The sequence below is a fragment of the Mesorhizobium sp. M4B.F.Ca.ET.143.01.1.1 genome, assembly GCF_004792275.1.
In the GTDB taxonomy this organism is placed as follows: domain Bacteria; phylum Pseudomonadota; class Alphaproteobacteria; order Rhizobiales; family Rhizobiaceae; genus Mesorhizobium; species Mesorhizobium abyssinicae.
In genome coordinates, this window is the sequence record NZ_SRSR01000005.1 from 160,539 (window position 1) to 180,033 (window position 19,495).

Below are 19,495 nucleotides of genomic sequence, written 5' to 3' on the forward strand. Positions count from 1 at the left end.
GACCTGTCTTCGATATTTGTCCCGCTGTTCGACGACTATGCCGGACGCCGGCCGAGGGGGACTGTTCGTGAAGCGCTTCTTGATCATCACCGGAATTTTGCTTCTGCTCATCCTGGTGTGCGGCGGCATCGTTGGCTTCAACCTGTTTCGCGACAGCGCGATCAAGCAGTATTTCGCCACCATGAAGCCGCCTGCGGCGACCGTGTCGACGGTCATCGTCAAACCGTCCGACTGGACGCCCGGCGTCGAGGCGATCGGCACCGTCAGCGCCGTGCGCGGCGTCGATCTGACCGTTGAAACCGCCGGCATCGTCAAGAGCATCATGTTCCACGCCAACCAGAAGGTTGCCGACAACGCCGTGCTGCTGCAGCTCGACGATGCCGTCGAGCGCGCCGATCTCGCGGCGGCCAAGGCGCAGAACGTGTCCGACCAGACGGCGTTGGAACGCGCCATCGAATTGCAGCGGCGCGGCGTCGGCACCGACGCCACGCTCGACACCGCGCGGGCGACCGCGTCGGCCTCCGCCTCGCAGGTCAACAAGCTGCAGGCGGTGCTCGACCAGAAGCAGCTGACGGCGCCCTTCGCCGGCACGGTCGGCATCCCCAAGATCGACCTTGGCCAATATCTCGCCACCGGTTCCTCGGTGGTGACCCTGCAGGACCTCGACACCATGCGGGTCGACTTCTCGGTGCCTGAACAGCAGCTGCCGCTGCTCAAGATCGGCCAGACGGTGCGGCTTGGCATCGGCGGCGGCAGCAGCGACATGCCGTTCGCCGGCGCCATTCGCGGCATCGATCCCAAGATCGACCCGGCGAGCCGGTTGGTCTCGATCCGCGCCGAGGTCGCCAATCCCGAAGGCAAGCTGACGCCGGGCCAGTTCGTCCAGGTGCGCGTCGAACTGCCGGAGGAGCCGAATGTCCTCGGCCTGCCGCAGACGGCCCTGACCTCCAGCCTCTATGGCGACTTCGTCTTCGTCGTCCGTCCGGCAAAGCCCGCGGCCGGCGCTGCCGCCCCGGCGGCCAAGCCCGAAGAGAAGCCGGACGCGACAAAGACCGGCTCAACCCCGCAGGCCAAGCCGGACGAAAAGCCCGCCGATGCCGCGGCCAAGCCGGCGGAGGGCGAAAAGCCGGAGCTCGTGCTTGCCCAGGTCTTCGTCAAGCCCGGCCGCCGCAATGCCGGCATGGTCGAGATCCTGGAGGGCATCGCCGCCGGCGATGAGGTCGTCACCGCCGGCCAGAACCGGCTCTTCAACGGCATGTCCGTTGCTGTCGACAACACGATCGATCCGACCAAGCCGGCAAACAAGCAGGCCGCACAGCAATGAATTTCTCCGACATCTTCATCCGCCGGCCGGTCCTGTCGACCGTGCTTGCCTGCATGATCCTGCTGCTGGGTTTCCAGGGCATCTTCAACCTGTCGATCCGGCAGTATCCGAAGGTCGAGGAAACCGCCATCACGATCACCACGGCCTATCCCGGCGCCAGCGCCGACCTGATCCAGGGCTTCATCTCCGCCCCGATCGCCCGCGCCGTCGCCTCGACCGAGAACATCGACTACGTCACCTCTTCGAGCCGGCCGTCGTCCAGCACCGTTGTTGTTCAGATGAAGCTCGGCTCCAATCCCGATGTGGCGCTGACCGAAGTCCTGTCCAAGGTGCAGGGCGTGCGCGGCACTTTGCCTGACGCCGCCAAGGATCCGGTGATCGTCAAGGGCACCGGGCAAGAGTTCGCGATGATGTACATCTCGATGCAGAATCCGAACATGACGAAGGAGCAGCTGACCGAATATATCGAGCGTGTCATCCGCCCGCGCATGTCGACGGTCGAGGGCGTCGCCGACGTGCAGATCTTCGGCGCCGAGGAATATTCGATGCGGGTGTGGATCGACCCGGTCAAGCTTGCCGCGCGCGGCGTGACGGCTGCCGAGGTGCTGACCGCCATCAACGACAGCAACTTCCTGTCGGCGCCCGGCAACACCGAGAACGAATACGTCGTCTCCTCGATCACCGTACGCTCGACCTTGCAGACGCCGGAGGCTTTTGCCGCCCTGCCGCTGCGCTCCAAGGATGGCAATGTGGTCAGGCTGCGCGACGTGGCGCGCGTCGAGCTTGCCGCGGCAAGCACCGACACCAGGGTGAGCTTCAATGGCAAGCCCGGCACCTTCCTTGCCATCTTCCCGACGCCGGCCGCCAATCCGCTGACCACGGCGGCGGCGATCCACAAGCTGGTGCCGACGATCCAGGAGACGCTGCCGCAAGGCATGTCGATCGAGGTCGTCTACGATTCCACCGAGCAGATCAGCGCCTCGATCGAGGAAGTGTTCAAGACCATCGGCGAGGCGGTGGCCATCGTCATCGTCGTCATCCTGCTCTTCCTCGGCTCGTTCCGCTCGGTGATGATGCCTATCGTCACCATTCCGCTGTCGCTGATCGGCGTCTGCTTCCTGCTGTTTGCGGTCGGCTACTCCATCAACCTACTGTCGCTGCTCGCCATGGTGCTGGCCATCGGCCTCGTCGTCGACGACGCCATCGTGGTGGTGGAAAACATCCATCGCCACATGGAAGAGGATCACATGTCGCCGATGCAGGCGGCGTTCAACGGCATGCGCGAGATCCTGTCCGCCATTGTCGCCATGACCATCACGCTGGCTGCCGTGTTCGCCCCGCTCGCCTTCACCGGCGGCCTCACCGGCGCGCTGTTCCGCGAATTCGCGGTGACGCTTGCCGGCTCGGTGGTGCTTTCGGGCATCATCGCCATCACCATCACGCCGATGATGTCGGCGCGCATCCTCAAGGCAGGCTCGCACAGCCGTTTCCAGCGCATTGTCGACGGCACTTTCGGCCGCGTCGAGCGCGTCTACGAGAGGATGGTCACCAGTTCGCTCAGAAACCGTCCGGTGACGCTGCTGATCGTGGTCGCGCTGGTCGCGCTCACCGGCTTCATGTTCACCAAGACCTCGAGCGAACTGGCGCCGGAGGAGGATCAGGGCTTCCTGCTCTCGATCGTGACCGCGCCGCGCTATGCGACCTCAGATTATACCGAGACCTACGTCAATCAGATCCTCGGCCTGGTCAGGGACATCCCCGAGACGCGCGCGCAGTTCTCGGCCGTCGCCTTCGGCGGCGCCACCAACGGCGCCTTCGTCGGCTTCGCCTTCAAGGACTGGGCCGAGCGCAGCCGCAGCTCGAAGGAGATCCAGGAGGACATCACCGGCCGGCTTGCCAAGGTGGCCGGCGTCGAGGCATTCGTCTTCGCGCCGCCGACGCTGCCCGGTTCGGGCGGCGGCCTGCCGATCTCCTTTGTGGTGCGTTCCACCGGCGACGCCTCCGAAGTCTACCAGGCGGCCGAGGATATCAAGAACAAGGCGCAGGCCTCCGGCCGCTTCATCGTCGTGCAGAACTCGATGTCCTATGACGCGCCGCAGGTGACGGTGACGATCGACCGTGACCGCGCGGCGGCGTTGAACCTACCGATCGCCGATATCGGCCGCACGCTGACGCTGCTCGTCGGCGGCGCTGAGGTGGCGCAGTTCGACCGTGACTCCAACAGCTACGACATCATCCCGCAGGTGCCGCAGGAATTCCGCGACAACCCGGAAAAGCTGTCGCAGTATTTCGTCCGCAGCGCCTCGGGCGACATGGTGCCGCTGTCGGCGGTGGTGAAGATTTCCACCAACGCGGCGCCCGCCGCGATCGAGCAGTTCAACCAGCTGAACTCGGCGACGATCTCGGCCCTGCCGCTGCCCGGTGTCACCACCGGCGACGGGCTGAAGGCGATCGAGGACATCGCCAAGGAGACGCTGCCCGAAACCTTCTTCGTCGACTATGCCGGCCAGTCCCGGCAGGAGAAGGAGCAGGGCAACACGATCATGATCGCCTTCGCCGCGGCCGTGCTCGTCATCTACCTGGTGCTGGCGGCGCAGTTCGAAAGCTTCCGCGACCCGCTGATCATCATGATGGCGGTGCCGCTGTCGATCTTCGGCGCCATCGTGCCGCTCAATATCGGGCTCGGCACGCTCAACATCTACACCCAGGTCGGCCTGATCACGCTGATCGGCCTGATCACCAAGCACGGCATCTTGCTGGTCGAGTTCGCCAACCAGCAGCGCGAGCTGCATGGCATGCGTCGGCGCGACGCGATTGTCGCTTCGGCCAAGGTGCGGCTGCGGCCGATCCTGATGACCACGGCGGCGATGGCGCTCGGCGTCGTGCCGTTGATCACCTCCAGCGGCGCCGGCGCCGCCGCCCGTTATTCGATGGGCCTGGTGATTTTCACCGGCATCCTGGTCGGAACCATGTTCACGCTGTTCGTGGTGCCGATGTTCTACACCTTCATCGCCAGCAAGGACCTGCCGCATCATGCCGAGAAGCCGGATCCCAACCTGATGCCGGCGCTGCAGGATTGACGGAAACGAAAGACAAAAAAGAGGCCGGAAAATTCCGGCCTCTTTTTTGGTTGGGCGTTTACCGCGGAAGAAGCAATGCCTCTTCAGGCGGGAGGCGGAACGGAGGAGGAGGTTTTGCCGACCCTCCTCGCCGCCTTCGACCACAGCCTGCTACTTGACGATGACGATGCTGGTGTTCGACGGGCCGAAGGCCTGGACGAGCTGGTAGAAATCGGCCGCGGCATCCGGGTGCAGCCGCACGCAGCCATGGGAGGCCGGCTGTCCGAGGCGCTTGATGGCATAGGTCGCATGCACGGCGTAGCCGCCGCTGAAGAACACCGAATGCGGCATCGGCGCGTTGTCGTACTTCTTCGAATACCACATCTCGTGCAGGCGGGTCGGCTTGAACGAGCCGGTCGGCGTGACATGCGACCTGTCGCCGGTCGAGACCTTCCAGGCGAAGGTCGGCCGGCCGTCCACCAGCACTTCCATGGTCTGCTGCGAAAGCGAGACGCGCGCCAGGATCTGGTTGGCGTGGGCGGCGCCGCTGCCGGCGCCGAAAAGCAGGGCCGCGCCAGTCAGGGCAGCGGCGGTGATGTTGATAAGCCTGGCGGAAATGGTGGTGCTCATGTTGTCCCCTCTCTCTGCCGGTCGGGCCGGCTCCAATTCGATGCCGGACTTATCGCTGGGTGATGTTTCAAGCCGATTTCGCTTGATGCTCACATTTGTTTCGAATCTGTTTCCCCTGGTTAACAAGCCCGGCGATGGGCGTGGTCGGGCGCACGCCATATGGTTAACGCCTGGTTACCGGCTTGAGGCTGCAAAGCCCCCAAACGAAAGCGCGTATGTCTCTGATATGAAAGCGATACGACCGGCGCCGAAACCAGCCTGCAACAAAGCGCAGCCCGTGCGGCATGATCCCGATACAAGCCGGCAGCACAGTTGACGCAACGGGAACAGACGACAGCAAAACGAAAATGGGCAGGAAAACGAACCTACGCTCCTGGCTTCTCCGGATAAGCGTCGCTGCAATCGTCCTCGGCGGTGTCGGCTCTTTTGCCGGCAACCCAGCGACGACACTTGCAGCCATGAATTCCGGCGAGATTTCGACGCTGCATGCCGCGCTGTTCATCGCCACGGTCTGGATCGTGTCCAGCCTGCGCGTTAACCGGCTGAAGGCCCTCTGGCGGGTCGGCCTTCGGCTGAAGTGGATGCGCGGCGCCTCCGGCTACTTGCTGCCGAGAGGACCGAAGGCCCGCGCCGCTGCGGGGGGCTCCGTGGGCGGCGCGGGCGCTTCGGGGGTTTCCTGAAGCGAAACCGCATAGTTGAAGGGATGGAGCCAATGAACACGAAATCTGCCGCAGCCGTGCTTTCCGCATTGCTCTACGCGCAAGGCCTTCTGGGCTTTGCCGGCCTTGCCACTGTCCTCTTGCGCGACCGTGCCCAGGCTGAGGTGGTCGCCGTCGCCAGCGATGCGCCATCCGGCCCATCGGCCATCGTGCTGCGCTGAGCCAGAGCATCGGACCAGAATGGAAACCGGTCCGATGCTGAAACAATCGAACAGTCTGGCTGATTCAATCGACGCGCTGCGTCGGCGGGTCGAACCGGTAGCCGGCGCCGCGTATCGTGGTGATGGTTTCGGTGTCGAGCTTGCGGCGCAGCCGCACGATGCGCGAATCGATCGAGCGGTCGAAGGCGTCGGCGTTTTCGGCCGGCGCCGCGGCGATGATGTCGTCGCGCGTCAGCACCTTGCGGGGGCTTGCCAGAAACAGCTTGAGCAGCGCCACCTGGCCGGGCGAAAGCTGGTCTTCCGCGCCCGAGCGGTGCATCACCATCGCCGACCGCAGATCGACGGTCGCGTTCTCCAGCACGATCAGTTCCCCGGCGGCCCTGCCGCGCCGCGCCAGCAGGCCACCGATGCGCGCGGCGAGTTCCCTGACGTTGAGCGGGCTCTCGACGACGTCGGCGGCACCGAGCTCGAGCGCCAGCACCTTGTCGACCAGGTCGGCCGGCCGGCAGATCAGGATGAAGTCGGGGCCGCCCTCGCCGCCAAAGCGGCGAAGCAGATCGCGCCCCTCGGCCTGGCTCACACTGTCGCCGACAACCACCACATCGATGCCCTTGGCCGAAAGCAGCGATTCCGCTTCCCAGGGCTGGCGCGCCGCGCGCACGTCATGACCGCGCCGCTCGAGATGGTCGGCAAGGTCGCCCGCCACCACTTCGGCGACGGAAACGAGCGCGATGACGGATCGTGCGGCCATTTTTCTCCACCCTGCGACAGACTTCTCAAGATGAGTGCTGGACATCATGTTTATACCCAATCTACTTTCCGCTGAAAGCGGGAGCCAGAGCATAGTGCGGGCAAGAATTGTCGTCGTCGAGGACGAGCCTGACCTGAGGGATGCCGTCGCCGAGTATCTCGGCGCCAGCGGCTATGACGTGGCGACGGCCGAAAGTGCCGCCGCGGCGCGCAACCTGCTTGAGACGCAATCCTTTCATCTCGCCATCCTTGACATCGCCATGCCCGGCGAGGACGGCCTGTCGTTCGGTCGCTGGCTGCGCTCCAAGACCCCGATCGGCATCATCTACGCCACCGCTGCCGGCACCGCGCTCGATCGCATCGTCGGGCTGGAGCTCGGCGCCGACGACTACATCGTCAAGCCCTATGAGCTGCGCGAGGTGCTGGCACGGGTGCGCAGCGTGCTGCGCCGCGTTCCGCAACCGGCGGAGCCCCAGGCGGCCAAGCCTGAAACCGGCACTGGCCGGCGCATGAGCTTCGGCGCCTTCCACGCCGATCTCGACGGCAGGCTGGTCACCGGCGCCAACGGCGCGGTCGTCGACATGGCCAAGAGCGAGTTCGACGTGCTGGAAGTCTTCCTGACCCGCGCCAACCGGCTGCTGACACGGGCCGCGATCTCCGAGGCGATCGGATTCGTCGAGGACCCCGAATCGTCCCGCGCGGTCGATATCCGCATCATGCGGCTGCGCAAGAAGATCGAGGCCGATCCGGCCAACCCGAAGTTCCTGCGCACGGTGCGCGGCGAAGGCTATATCTTTTCGCTCCCCGCCGGCGACGGCAACTAGGGCCGAGCCAGGGCGGCCTGGATCGATTTGAGGTGCCGTCACGTGGTGATGACGGCCCGGGACTTTCCAGATCCGCAACCATCGACGCCGCGCATCCTTCCGGATGCGCAAAGAACACTGTAGCATTTTGGCCCTGCGTATGGTTCCTGCGGGAAACCGTGGTCGATTTTTCCGAGCCTGTGTGCTCAATTTCATATCTTGCCGATCTGGCCCTGGGTGACTTGTTAGACATGACTGCTGCAGCCGCGCGCACCGACACGCAAGCCACCCGCCAGGGCGCGGCAATGGCGGCTGTCCGCGTCGTGCGCCGGCTCCGAGAGGCCGGCGACTGGCAGCGCGAGATGGACGTCATCCTGGAGACGCTCTGCCGCGCCATGGACTGCCAGCGCGGCATCCTGTTTCGGCTGCGCGAGCTTCCCGGCCAAGGCTTCGCCCAATCGGTCTCGGCCTACTGGATCAATCCCGACTTTGGCGGCGAGCTCGCCTCTCCCACCGTCATCATGCAGTCGATCATCAATTCGGATCCGCTGCTGGAGCGGCTGCAGGAGGACGAGCGGCAAGGCAAGGTATTTGCCGGCCATACCCGCGATCTCGACGGTTTCCTGAGGGCCGACTTCGAGAAGCAGAACATCAAGTCGTTCCTGTCGGTGTCGGTTTTCGCGCACGGTCACCTCTGGGGCACGCTGGCGGTCAACGACTGCGTCGCCGAGCGCGAATGGACCGACGAGGAAGAGGCGACGCTGCACATCATCGCGCTCGCCATCGGCGACGCTATCGAGCATTCGCCCTCCGACGCCCATGCCAGCGAGGTCATCCGCCGCACCATGCTGCAGGCCTCGCTCGACGCCATCGTCGTCATCGACGAGACCGGCTCGATCATCGAGTTCAACCCGGCGGCCGAGAAGATGTTCGGCTTCCAGCGCAGCGACATTCTCGGCAAGGACCTGCTCGACACCATCGTGCCGATCTACTACCGCAAGGGCTATGCCTCGGGCGCCGAATACATGTCCGGCCGCGGTTCGCCGATGGTCGGCCAGCGGCTGGAGACCGTGACCCAGAATTCGGTCGGCGAGGTATTCCCGATCGAGCTGACCGCAACCGAGATGCGGGTCGCCGACCGTCGGTTGATCTTCGGCTCGATCCGCGACCTGCGCGACAAGCTGCGCGCCGAGGAGGAGATCGGCCGCCAGCGTGAGAAGCTGCACCAGAACGAGAAGATGGCGGCCATGGGCTCGCTGCTGGCCGGCGTCTCGCATGAGCTCAACAATCCGCTTGCCGTCGTCGTCGCGCAGTCGACGCTGCTGCATGAGTTCGCCAGCGACCCGCAGACCAAGGTGCGCGCCGAGAAGGTGCGCGCGGCGGCGGAGCGGTGCGGCCGCATCGTGAAGAGCTTCCTGTCGATGGTGCGCCTGCATCCGACCGAGCAGGCCGAGACCGATCTCAACCAGGTGATCCGCGCCGCGCTGGAAGTCACCGCCTATGGCGCGCGCTCCAGCGGCATCATCATCGACACCGATTTCGCCGCCGGCCCGCTGCTGGCCATGGCCGATGCCGATCATGTGACGCAGGTGGCCGCCAACTTCCTTGTCAACAGCCAGCATGCGCTGGCCGGCGTCGCCGGCGACCGGCTGATCAAGGTGCGCACGTTTCGCAGCGAGCGCGGCAATCCGGGCTTCTCCGTCGAGGACAACGGGCCGGGCGTGCCGGACGCGATCCGTTCACGCATCTTCGAATCCTACTTCACCACCAAGCCGGTCGGCGTCGGCACCGGCATCGGCCTGTCGATCTCGAAGTCGATCATCGAGCGGCACAATGGCAACATCTGGTTCGAGGAGGTGCAGCCGCACGGTGCCCGCTTCGTCGTCCAACTGCCGGCGATTACCGCCGGCCCGGCTGCCGGCACCGACAGCCCGACACGTTCGAGCGGCTTGCGCCACGCGCTGATCATCGACGACGAGCCCGACGTCGCCGGCTCGCTCTCCGACATACTGGAGCTGATGGGCGTCAAGTCGCGGGTGGTGCCGGCCTGGACATCGGCGGCGTCGATCCTCAGCGGCCAGATGCCGCCCGACATCGTCTTTTCCGACCTGCGCATGCCCGGCACCAGTGGCATATCGATCTATCGCGAGCTGCTCGCCGAACGGCCGGCGCTGGCGCAGTGCTTCGTGCTGGTCACCGGCGATCTCATCGGTGCCAAGGCCGAGATCGAGGCGCTGCCGCCGCACCAGCGGCCGCAGATCCTGGAAAAGCCGTTCAGCACGCTCGATGTGCGCGGCGTGCTCTCTGCCATAGCCGAGCAGGCTTCTGTCGAGAGCTAAGATTAGGCGCCCCCCGGGATCTGTCAGGCCGAGCCGAGAATGGCGGTTTGAGCGAACACGCGAGTACCGGAAGCGCAGCAAACCGCCCTACGCAGGCCGGCCTCACCTGAATATCAATAGATCCCAAAAAAAGAGGCTCCCAACCGACTATGCGGTGGGAGCCTGACTCGAGCGCAGGAGGAGCGCTCTGGGGAGGTCAAAGCGTGATTGCGAAGCGGGGAACTGTTTCGCGGATCACGTTCGACAAATCAGAAGACGTTCGGCGTGCTGGTCAGCGGAGCGGCATTGGCGATCATGCGCACCGCGCGTTCCCTGTGCTTGCCGGACTGCTCGGCAATGGCGCGCAGGCAATCCGCGCTCTCGGCGCCCCAGGCCTGGCCCTTGCAGGCGAAATCGATCTGCGGCATCGGCAGACGCCCGGTCTTGATCGTGGTCGGCGCGCCATCGACGACACCGGCCGGCGGGTCGAACGACGCGAAGGCGGGGCCTGCCGCCGGTGTGAAGAACATGCCGGCGAAGGCAATGGCGCCAATCGCCATGAACATTGCCATCGGATGGTCGCTGGCGCGCTGGCGCAGCGCCAGCTTCGGACGCCGGTCGCTGCGCTCCGGAGCCTGGAGGCGCTGGTTGGCGGTCTCGACTTTCGTGAACATCGCAATCCCCTTCGTTGTCTTTCTTTTTTCTATGAAACGAATTTAATCGCACCCGGTAACGGGGGAATGATACGCGAGGCCTGCCCGTGTAACCGGCTTGAAACAGAAAAATCGGGCATGATCGGGCATATTCGGTCATGCGCCGATTTTCGTGTTCCTTTGCGATGCAGTTCCATAAGCGAGACCTGAAAGAGCGACATCACAAGCCGGAGCAATGCGCCGACGCGACGTTGCGGACTATGAGCAACCTCACACTTTGCGAGCGAAATCGAGTCGGGTCTTATCGCCGGGGAGCTGCCGTTTTCGCGGCCCGCCCTGCTCCATCCGGACGCGGCGGTGCCGGCGTCCGGAACCCCAGTTAACGCTCGGATTTTCCGCGATTTTTCCCAACCAGACGGGCTGAAGATCGACGCAGGCCTTGCGCCGCAATAATTTCATACTTTCGCAAACCATTGCATTTCAATGGAAAATATGTTTATATTGAATGAGCATTCAACAAAAGAAGAGCCTTCCATGAACCCGCACCTCCGTGACGTGGCGATCCCCAACGATTGGGACCGGCGGGGTTTGCCGGGCTGGAGCTATCACTCCAACGCCCTTCTCGAACTCGAGAAGGAATACGTCTTCCGCAACCATTGGCAGATCGCCGGACACGTCTCCGACGTGCCCAATCCCGGCAACTATCTGACCATGGATGTCATCGGCGAGCGGGCGCTGATCGTGCGCGGCAAGGACGGCGTCGTGCGCGCCTTCAACAATATGTGCCGCCATCGCGGCAGCCGCGTCGTCGCCGACAGCCAGGGCACCTGCAAGAACGCGCTTGTGTGCCCGTTCCACGGCTGGGTCTACAATCTCGACGGCACGCTGCGCGGTGCTGCTCGCCCGCGCTCTTTCCCCGATCTCGACAAGACCGAGTTCGGCCTGATGCCGCTCGACCTCGAAATCTGGATGGGTTTCATCTTCATCCGCTTCCGCAAGGGCGGGCCGCAGCCTTCGGTGGCGGAACTTTTGAAGCCGATCGAGGCCGAGATGGCTCATTACAACGTCGCCGAGATGGTGCCGTCCTGGGGCATCTGGACGCAAAAGTCGCCAGTCAACTGGAAGTCGGTGCGCGACGTCGACAACGAAGGCTATCACGTCGCCATGGCGCATCCGGCGCTGCAGGATCTCTATGGCGCGACCTATTTCGACGAGCCCTTCGTCAACGGCGTGTCGCGCTCCTTCGCCACCTACAACCCGCATGCCGGACGGCGCTGGAGCGTGCGCGAATACATCAAGCTCGCGCCCGACGCCTCGCACCTGCCGGAGCACCTGCGCAAGGCCTGGATCTATTACGGCATCTTCCCCAACAACGCGCTGTCGATCATGCCGGAATCCGTGCAGTTCTATCAGGAGTTCCCGTTGTCGACCGGCGAGACGCTGCTGCGCGGCGCGATCTACCGCTACAAGGACGAGACCAGGGAGCAGGCCGCGGCGCGCTACCTCGCCTACCGCATCGACCGCGACACCATGAACGAGGACGTCCAGCTCTCGGTGTGGTCGAACGAATCCATGCTGTCGGAAGCGTTCGGAGGGTTCTATCTCTCCGACCTCGAATACGGCGTGCGCACCCACCACGACCATCTGCGCAGGCAGGTCCCCGTGCTCGGCCTGGAGACGGCCCCGGAGGAAAAGGACATGTGGGCGCTGAACGACGCGTTGCGGTCGAGGGGGTAGCACCTCTCTTCCTTCTCCCCGTTCCACGGGGAGAAGGTGCCCGAAGGGCGGATGAGGGGCGGCACCAACGCCTTATGATTATGCTTGCTCGCAACCTCAAGGTTGATCGTCAAACTGAAGGTCGTAAGCTGGCGCTGCACGGCGCTGGGCCAGGACGGTTATGATTTCAGGCAGATGAGGTCCTGAACCGCAGCCAATCGCCAATGTCGGCGCCGCCCCTCATCCGCCTGCCGGCACCTTCTCCCCGTGAAACGGGGAGAAGGAAGAAAATCACCCCCGCCAGACGCCCTCTTTCCTGAGATCGTCCATCGTGCGTGAAATGCCTTCGCGCAGGATCGCCACCATGTCGTCGATCTGTTCGCGCGAAATGATCAGCGGCGGCGACATCACGCACATGTTGATCAGCGGCCGGACCAGCAGGCCAAGCTCGTGGCAATGCGCGTCGATGCGTTTTCCGACGTCCTTGTCGAGCTGCAGCGGATTCCTGCTTTCGCGATCGGCGACGCATTCGATGCAGGCCATCAGCCCCATGCCGCGCACCTCGCCGACCAGCGGCAGTTCCTCCAGCGTCTTCAGCCGCGCCTGGAAATAGGGCGCGACCTCGCGCGCGTGCGCCAGCACGCCCTCTTCCAGCAGGTCGAGGTTCTTCAGCGCCACCGCGCAGCCGATCGGATGGCTGGTGTAGGTGAGGCCATGGCCGAACAGCGCGTCCGGATGGTTGGAGCGCCGCAGCTGCTCCAGCAGCCGTTCCGAGATGATGACGCCGCCGAGCGGGAAGTAGCCCGAGGTGACGCCCTTGGCGAAGGTGATCATATCCGGATCGATGCCGAACACGTCGCCGGAGGCAAAGACGTGCCCGAGCCTGCCGAAGCCGGTCACCACCTCGTCCGAAACATAGAGGATGTCGTTGTCGCGGCAGATCTCGCGGATGCGCTGGAGATAGCCTTCCGGCGGCACGATCACGCCGCCGGAAGCCTGCACCGGCTCGCCGACGAAGGCGCCGATCCTCTCGGCGCCGACGCGGGCGATGGTGTCGCGGAACTGACTGACCAGGAAATCGGTGAAGGCAGCAGGGCTCATCTCCTTCGGCCGCCGGAACGGGTCGGGCGAGGAAAGCTTGACCACCAGCTCGTCGGCGCCGTCCATCCAGTCGCGGTCGCGCGGACGGCCATTGAGCGAGGCCGACAGATAGGTCGAGCCGTGATAGGCGCCGCCACGGCTGAGGATCAGCTTCTTCTCAGGCCGTCCCCGCACATTGTTGTAGAACTGCATGAAGCGCAGCGCCGTCTCCACCGCGGACGAGCCGCCGGTGGTGAAGAAGACATGGCTGAGCTCGCCTGGCGCATGGCCGGCGATGCGCCAGGCGAGTTCCGCCGACGGCGCATTCATCGTGTACCACGGCGTGTTGTAGGAGAGCGCCATCGCCTGGTCGTACATCACCCGCGCCAGCTCCTCGCGGCGGTGGCCGACATTGAGGCACCACATGCCGGCCGGCCCGTCGATCAGCCGCTTGCCGGACGCGTCGGTGATGTAGATGCCGTCGCCCTCGCCGATCAGCGCGCGCGCCTCGGCACCGACCGAGCCGGCATACGGCCAAGGCTGGACGAGGTGGCGCTTGGCCAACTCCACGGCATCGTCATCGCCGGCCTCGTTGCCTTCCCGCGCCCTGATCTCCCTTGCAGCCGCCATAATCGCCTCGTGTGGTTGTGGGCCCTTCGGTGGACACAGAATGACGCGACAAGTCCCGGAAAATCGGTCTTTCTTCACTTCATTTTGAATGTCCGTTCAATCAATATTGCAGAAATAGCGCTTGATTTCAATTGGCGGATGCGCTCATGATGAAAGAAAGCCGGCAAGCCAGGGCGCGGCCAGCAAGACGGGTCACCGGTTTGCATTGGGTCGCGCTACAAGGACAAATGGGAACAAGCCGCCGGGCCTGAGAGATGGGAGCCACATGGCGGAATTGTTCGTGCCAGCAAGCGAAATCACGCCCGGAGCGCTGCAATGACGGCGGCTGCCGAAGGGTCGCCTCCGCTGCGCATGACGCAGGTCAGGCGAAGTGCCCTTCTGCAGTCGGAACCCGTCCAGGGCTTTGCCCTGATCAGTCCCACCTTCCTCTATGCCCTCATCCTGCTGGTGCTGCCGATCCTGGTGGTCTTTGCCCACTCCTTCTGGACGCAGAACTACCTCACCATCGACCACACCTTCACGCTGGAGAATTACCGCGTCGCGCTCACCGAGCCGATCTATCGCGATCTGTTATGGCGCTCGCTCTACATTTCGCTGACGGTCAGCGTGCTCACCGTGATCCTCGCCTACCCGATCGCCTATTTCATTTCCTTCCATGGCGGTCGTCACAAGAGCCTGTGGCTGTTCCTCATCACCATCCCGTTCTGGACCAGCTACCTGCTACGGGTCATGTCGTGGAAGGTGATCCTCGGCTACAACGGCGTCTTGAATTCCGGCCTGATGGGTCTCGGCATCATCGATGAGCCGTCGACGGCGCTGCTCTACAATTCGAGCGCCGTCATCATCACGCTGACCCATGCCTAGGCGACCTTCGCCATCCTGCCGATCTTCGTTTCGCTGGAGAAGGTCGACCGTACGCTGGTCGAGGCTGCGACGGATCTCGGCGACGGCCCGCTGCGCTCGTTCCTGCGCGTGACGCTGCCGCTGTCGACGCCGGGCGTCGTCTCGGCGATGCTCATCGTCATGATCCCGACGGTCGGCGACTATGTCACGCCGAAGCTGGTCGGCGGCAAGGACGGCGTCATGATCGCCAACGCCATCCAGGCGCAGTTCGGCAAGGCGTCGAACTGGCCGCTGGGCGCCGCGCTCTCGGTCACCACCATGGTGATCGTGACGCTGATGGCGGGCGCCACGGTGCTGATCATCCGCGCCGCGCAGAGGCTGGCTCGATGATGGCGATCAAACGCTTGCTCCCAGGCGGCTGGCTCTCGGCCTATGCCTTCCTCTATGTCGCTTTCCTCTATCTGCCGGTGATCTTCCTGCCGATCTTCTCGATCAACACGGCAGCGACGCCGAAATTCCCGCTCTCGGGCGTCACGCTCAAATGGTACGAGGACCTGCCGCGCACGCCGGCGCTGATCGACGCCACGTGGAACAGCCTGATCGTCGGCGTCTCCGCTTCGGTGCTGTCGACCGTGCTTGGCATCCTGGCCGCCCGCTCGATCACCCGCTATCGCTATCCCGGACGGCGCGCCATCAACGGCCTGATCATGGCGCCGCTGGTGCTGCCTGAGGTCATCGTCGCCATCTCGATGCTGCTGGTGATGCTGCAGCTGGGCCTCAGCCTGTCGCTGTTCACCGTCGTGCTCGGCCATGTGCTGGTCTGCATACCCTATTCGATGACGGTGCTGACCTCCGGCTTCGAGGGCTTCGACCGCAGCCTGGAGGAAGCCTCCGCCGATCTCGGCGAGAGCGCCTTCGGCACCTTCCGGCGGGTGACGCTGCCGATGGTGATGCCGGCGATCATCTCCAGCCTGCTCGTCTGCTTCACCATCTCGCTCGACGAGTTCATCATCGCCTTCTTCCTGACCGGCACCGAGGCGACGCTGCCCATCTACATCTGGGGTCAACTGCGTTTCGCGGCCAAGCTGCCGGGTGTGCTGGCGCTGGGCACGCTGCTGCTCTTCGCCTCGTTCCTGCTGATGACCATTGCCGAGATCCTGCGCCGCCGCGCGGCCAGCCGCACCCGGAACGAGGGAGGCCTCTATGCCTGAATTGTCCCTGGCCGAACGGCCCCACCAGTCCGAGCGACCCCAGTCCGAGCGGGCCATGATCGAGATCCGCGACGTCACGCGCAGCTACGGCGCCTTCAAGGCGCTGGACGATGCCTCGCTGACCATCAAGGAAGGCGAGTTCTTCTCGCTGCTTGGTCCCTCGGGCTGCGGCAAGACCACGCTCTTGCGCATGATCGCCGGCTTCGACAATCCGACCAGCGGCTCGATCGCCGTCGGCGGCCAGCCGATGGACGGCATCCCCGCCAATCGCCGGCCCACCAACATGGTGTTCCAAAGCTATGCGATCTTCCCGCATCTCAACGTCGAGCAGAACGTCGCCTACGGGCTGAAGCGGCTGAAGCTGCAAGGCGACGAGGAACGACGCCGCGTCGAGGAGGCGCTGGCGCAGGTGTCGCTGACCGGCCTCGGCAAGCGCGGCGCCACCGAGCTGTCCGGCGGCCAGCGCCAGCGCGTGGCGCTCGCCCGCGCGCTGGTCATGCGTCCCAAGGTGCTCTTGCTCGACGAGCCGCTCTCGGCGCTGGACAAGAAACTGCGCGAGCAGATGCAGGTCGAGCTGCGCCGCCTGCAGCAGGCGGTCGGCATCACCTTCGTGCTGGTCACCCACGACCAGTATGAGGCGCTGGCCATGTCGGATCGCATCGCCGTGATGTTCGGCGGCAAGATCGCGCAGGTCGCCTCGCCGAAGGAAATCTACCAGCGGCCGGTCAACCGCCAGGTTGCCGACTTCCTCGGCGGCATGAACTTCGTCAAGGCCGAAATCGTCGAGGAGAACGGCGCCTCGCTGGTGCTCGACACGGTGGGCTTTGGGCGTGTGAAGACAGACAAGCCGAAGGCCTTCGTCCGCAACGGCGGCCAGGCGACGCTCGGCATCCGGCCGGAACGGCTGCGCGTGCTGTGGGACAATGCGACGGCGAAATTCGAGGTTGCCGGCAAGGTGGTCGAGCGCCACTATTTCGGCGAGATCACCCACCTGATCGTTGAGATACCCGGACTGGAAAAGCCGCTCTCGGTGACCGAGACCAACGATTTCGGCGCCGACGACATCCCGGTCGGCGCGCCGATCCGCCTCGCCTACGATCCCGAGGCCCTGGTGGCGATGGCGGACTGAAGGCCAGCCAGGATCTTGCCGGCGGCGATGCGCCCGGCCACGATCGCGCCTTCGACATAGGCGGGGAACGACGGCGACACTTCCGACGACGCGAAATGCACCGGCGGCGCGCCGGCGAGGATCGTGCGCTCGGCATCCCGCGCCGTCACATCGACAATGAGGTCGCTATAGGCACCGCCGCTCCAGCGGTCATCCGTCCAGTCGCGCTGGTTGAAGTCGAGGATATCGGCCGCCTCCGGACCGAGCGCATCCACGAGCTTGGCGGTGACTTCGGCGCGCAGCGCCGCGGCGCCCAGCTTGCGGCAGCGCAGCGCCAAGGGTCCGCCGATGAAGACGACCAGCGCCGCATGCCCTGCATCCTTGCTGGCGTCGCAGGCAAACAGGCCCGGCATGTCGCGCCACATCACCATGCCGCTCAGGTCCCGATCGCGCCAGAACGGATTGCGGTAACGGACCAGGATCTTGACCACGGCGCCGCTTTCCCAGACGCCAAGCGCCTTCGCCAGGTGCCTCGGCAGGGCGGGCGCGAAATCGATCTTCGCGGCCGTCGCTGGCGGAACCGCAACCAAAGCTTCGCGCGCATCGATCGCGCCGCTGGCCGTGGTGACGCGAACGCCTTGCGGTCCGTGCTCGACCCGCGTCACCGGCTCGTTCAATCGCAACCGGTCGCCGAGATCGCCGGCCAGATCCTCGGCCAGCGACTGCATGGTCTCGCGCAGAAAATATTGCAGCTCCGGCACCTCGTTGGTGATGCGGCGATCATTGTCGATCAGATACCAGAGCGGCACCTTCTCCAACGCCAGGCACCAGAGACCCTCGATCATCGAGCGGAAGGCCGCCTTCGCGTCGGCGGTGTCCTTCTGGTGTTCGAGCCAGTCGGCGACGGTCAGCCCGGCAATTGCCGGATCATCCGGCTCGATCCCGTTCAGCCGGTCGCGGATCGCCATCGCCGCGACATAGGTCCGCTCCGCCTGGCCGGCCGACATCGGCGGATGGGTGATGAAATCGCCATCGACATAGGTCTCGACGAATGTCTTGCCGCGCGCCCTGGCCAGAGCCATCAGCTCCGGCATGTCCTCGCACAGGAACTGGCCGCCACTGTCGATCCGTTCGCCGAGCCCGTTCAGAATTGCCTCGACCCGCCCACCGACCCGGTCACGCGCTTCGAGAAGCAGGAAATCGATGCCGGCGCGCTTCAGTTCGAGCGCTGCCGTCAGGCCGGTGAAGCCGCCGCCGACGATGACGACCTCGGTTCTTTCGACTGCTGTCGTCAATAGCCGGCCTTGATCTTCTCGAACTCAGCCACCATCCGCTGCTTCAGCTCCGGCGCCACCGGCTGCTGGAACAGCGTCTTGTCGAGGAACTTGTCCAGATTGTCGAAGCCGCGCTCGGCCAGGATCTTGTGGTCGAGCGCCGCCATGCCGGCGGCGTTGCCGTGACCGTAGCCGAAGGTCTTGACCAGATAGTCCGATACGCCGGACGCGTTGACGGCGCTGAGGAAATCATAGGCCTGGTCGAGCTTGCCCGGCGCGTCCTTCATCAGCACATAGCCGCACACCCAGGTCGACAGGCCTTCCTTGGTGTCGCGGTTCATCTCGATCGGCATGCCCTGGCCCTTGAGCGTCACATAGGTCTCGTTCCAGCCCCAGACGAGATCCACCTCGTTGCCGGTGAAGGCCTGGTTGAGGTCGGTGTCGTCGGTCCAGTAGAAGCGCACATTCTTGTGCACCTGGCGCAGGAAGTCGGACGCCTCCTCGAACTCGGCATCCGTCATCTTGGTCCAGTCCTTCAATCCGATCACCAGGCTCGCCAGCGCATAGGCGTCGTCGACATTGTCGCCGATGGTGACGCGCCCCTTGAACTTCGGATCGGCGAAGATCCTGAGGGATTGCGCTTCTTGCGCCGTCACCTTGCCGGTGCGGTAGAGCAGCGAGGTGTTGCCCCAGTCGAACGGCATGAACCAGGCCTTGCCGTCGGCTGTGGTGGCGAGATCCTTCATCGCCATGATGCCAGGGTTGAGGTCCTTCCAGCCGGCGATGCGGCTGGTGTCGAGCGGCTGCAGCAGGCCTGCCTCGCGCCATTTGACCACGCTTTGCGAGCAGGGATGCGCGATGTCGGCCTTGAAGCCGGCGCGCATCTTCTCGAACGCCTCGTCCTCGTCGCCGAAGAAGGAGAAGGTCGGTTCGGCGCCGTATTTCGCCGCGTAGCCGGAATGCAGCAGCGGGTCCTCATAGCCCGACCAGTCGAAGACGACGAGATCGCCACCGCCCTCCGCAAGCGCGCAGGCCACGCCAACGCCGACCGTGCAGGCGGCGGCGAGCGCAGGGCGGCGAAGCATGGAATTCATGACGCGAAACTCCCCCATCGCAAATACGTTTCCGCGAGGTTAGGAGAATTGCAGGCCCTTGGCGAGGCCGCTCGCTCCGCTTCAATCTATGGCTGAGATCACGAAATTGTCGAAGTCTGCGC

General features: G+C 64.6%; 15 protein-coding genes and 1 pseudogene. 10 read left to right on the top strand and 6 right to left on the bottom strand.

The genetic code is table 11. The features are described 5' to 3' along the window. Positions 1-61: 61 nt before the first annotated feature. Positions 62-1,324, top strand: a complete 1,263-nt coding sequence (locus EN786_RS14355; protein WP_245493363.1) for an efflux RND transporter periplasmic adaptor subunit — start codon at positions 62-64, stop codon at positions 1,322-1,324. Beyond that, the gene (locus EN786_RS14360) at positions 1,321-4,404 is read left to right on the top strand and encodes an efflux RND transporter permease subunit (protein ID WP_127282653.1); all 3,084 of its coding nucleotides are present in this window, start codon (positions 1,321-1,323) and stop codon (positions 4,402-4,404) included. The genes EN786_RS14355 and EN786_RS14360 overlap by 4 nt, the downstream gene beginning before the upstream one ends. Before the next feature lie 150 nt (positions 4,405-4,554). Here EN786_RS14360 and EN786_RS14365 read toward each other — a convergent pair whose 3' ends face one another. Then, on the bottom strand, positions 4,555-5,013 hold the full coding sequence (locus tag EN786_RS14365; RefSeq protein ID WP_127311127.1) for a L,D-transpeptidase: 459 nt from the start codon (positions 5,011-5,013) through the stop codon (positions 4,555-4,557). 347 nt (positions 5,014-5,360) lie between these two features. Between EN786_RS14365 and EN786_RS14370 the strand changes: the two genes are divergently transcribed. Continuing rightward, the gene (locus EN786_RS14370) at positions 5,361-5,693 is read left to right on the top strand and encodes a hypothetical protein (protein ID WP_127311128.1); all 333 of its coding nucleotides are present in this window, start codon (positions 5,361-5,363) and stop codon (positions 5,691-5,693) included. 32 nt (positions 5,694-5,725) lie between these two features. Continuing rightward, the gene (locus EN786_RS37710; protein WP_189340605.1) at positions 5,726-5,893 is read left to right on the top strand and encodes a hypothetical protein; all 168 of its coding nucleotides are present in this window, start codon (positions 5,726-5,728) and stop codon (positions 5,891-5,893) included. Positions 5,894-5,957: 64 nt separating this feature from the next. On the opposite strand, the gene EN786_RS14375 is transcribed toward EN786_RS37710, so the two are convergent. Further along, positions 5,958-6,644, bottom strand: a complete 687-nt coding sequence (locus tag EN786_RS14375) for a response regulator transcription factor (RefSeq protein WP_127282650.1) — start codon at positions 6,642-6,644, stop codon at positions 5,958-5,960. A gap of 94 nt (positions 6,645-6,738) precedes the next feature. On the opposite strand from EN786_RS14375, the gene EN786_RS14380 reads away from it, so the two are divergent. Beyond that, on the top strand, positions 6,739-7,467 hold the full coding sequence (locus tag EN786_RS14380; RefSeq protein ID WP_245478381.1) for a response regulator transcription factor: 729 nt from the start codon (positions 6,739-6,741) through the stop codon (positions 7,465-7,467). 230 nt (positions 7,468-7,697) lie between these two features. Next, positions 7,698-9,785: a hybrid sensor histidine kinase/response regulator gene (locus EN786_RS14385; protein WP_245478382.1), complete on the top strand. Its 2,088-nt coding sequence runs from the start codon at positions 7,698-7,700 to the stop codon at positions 9,783-9,785. A 248-nt stretch (positions 9,786-10,033) separates the two neighbouring features. On the opposite strand, the gene EN786_RS14390 is transcribed toward EN786_RS14385, so the two are convergent. Then, complete coding sequence (locus EN786_RS14390) at positions 10,034-10,438, bottom strand: hypothetical protein (protein ID WP_127282675.1); 405 nt, start codon at positions 10,436-10,438, stop codon at positions 10,034-10,036. A gap of 513 nt (positions 10,439-10,951) precedes the next feature. Here EN786_RS14390 and EN786_RS14395 point away from each other — a divergent pair. Continuing rightward, entirely contained in the window at positions 10,952-12,154 is a 1,203-nt protein-coding gene (locus EN786_RS14395) for an aromatic ring-hydroxylating dioxygenase subunit alpha (RefSeq protein WP_127311626.1), read from the top strand. Positions 12,155-12,424: 270 nt separating this feature from the next. Here EN786_RS14395 and EN786_RS14400 read toward each other — a convergent pair whose 3' ends face one another. Next, positions 12,425-13,843: an aminotransferase gene (locus EN786_RS14400; RefSeq protein WP_127286990.1), complete on the bottom strand. Its 1,419-nt coding sequence runs from the start codon at positions 13,841-13,843 to the stop codon at positions 12,425-12,427. A gap of 315 nt (positions 13,844-14,158) precedes the next feature. On the opposite strand from EN786_RS14400, the pseudogene EN786_RS39455 reads away from it, so the two are divergent. From EN786_RS39455 to EN786_RS14415, 3 genes and pseudogenes are all read left to right on the top strand, one after another. Beyond that, positions 14,159-15,076, top strand: a pseudogene (locus tag EN786_RS39455) (ABC transporter permease). Then, positions 15,073-15,897, top strand: coding sequence for an ABC transporter permease (locus EN786_RS14410; RefSeq protein ID WP_127391304.1), 825 nt, complete (start codon positions 15,073-15,075; stop codon positions 15,895-15,897). Before EN786_RS39455 ends, EN786_RS14410 begins: the two are co-directional and overlap by 4 nt. Positions 15,898-15,952: 55 nt before the next feature. After that, complete coding sequence (locus EN786_RS14415) at positions 15,953-17,026, top strand: ABC transporter ATP-binding protein (protein WP_127311822.1); 1,074 nt, start codon at positions 15,953-15,955, stop codon at positions 17,024-17,026. Here the strand turns inward: EN786_RS14415 and EN786_RS14420 are convergent. Both EN786_RS14420 and EN786_RS14425 read right to left on the bottom strand, forming a co-directional pair. After that, positions 16,990-18,300, bottom strand: coding sequence for a flavin monoamine oxidase family protein (locus tag EN786_RS14420; protein WP_127311820.1), 1,311 nt, complete (start codon positions 18,298-18,300; stop codon positions 16,990-16,992). The two genes, EN786_RS14415 and EN786_RS14420, sit on opposite strands and share 37 nt — an antisense overlap. Beyond that, positions 18,297-19,373, bottom strand: coding sequence for an extracellular solute-binding protein (locus EN786_RS14425; RefSeq protein WP_127311819.1), 1,077 nt, complete (start codon positions 19,371-19,373; stop codon positions 18,297-18,299). The genes EN786_RS14420 and EN786_RS14425 overlap by 4 nt, the downstream gene beginning before the upstream one ends. Between the last annotated feature and the right edge of the window lie 122 nt (positions 19,374-19,495).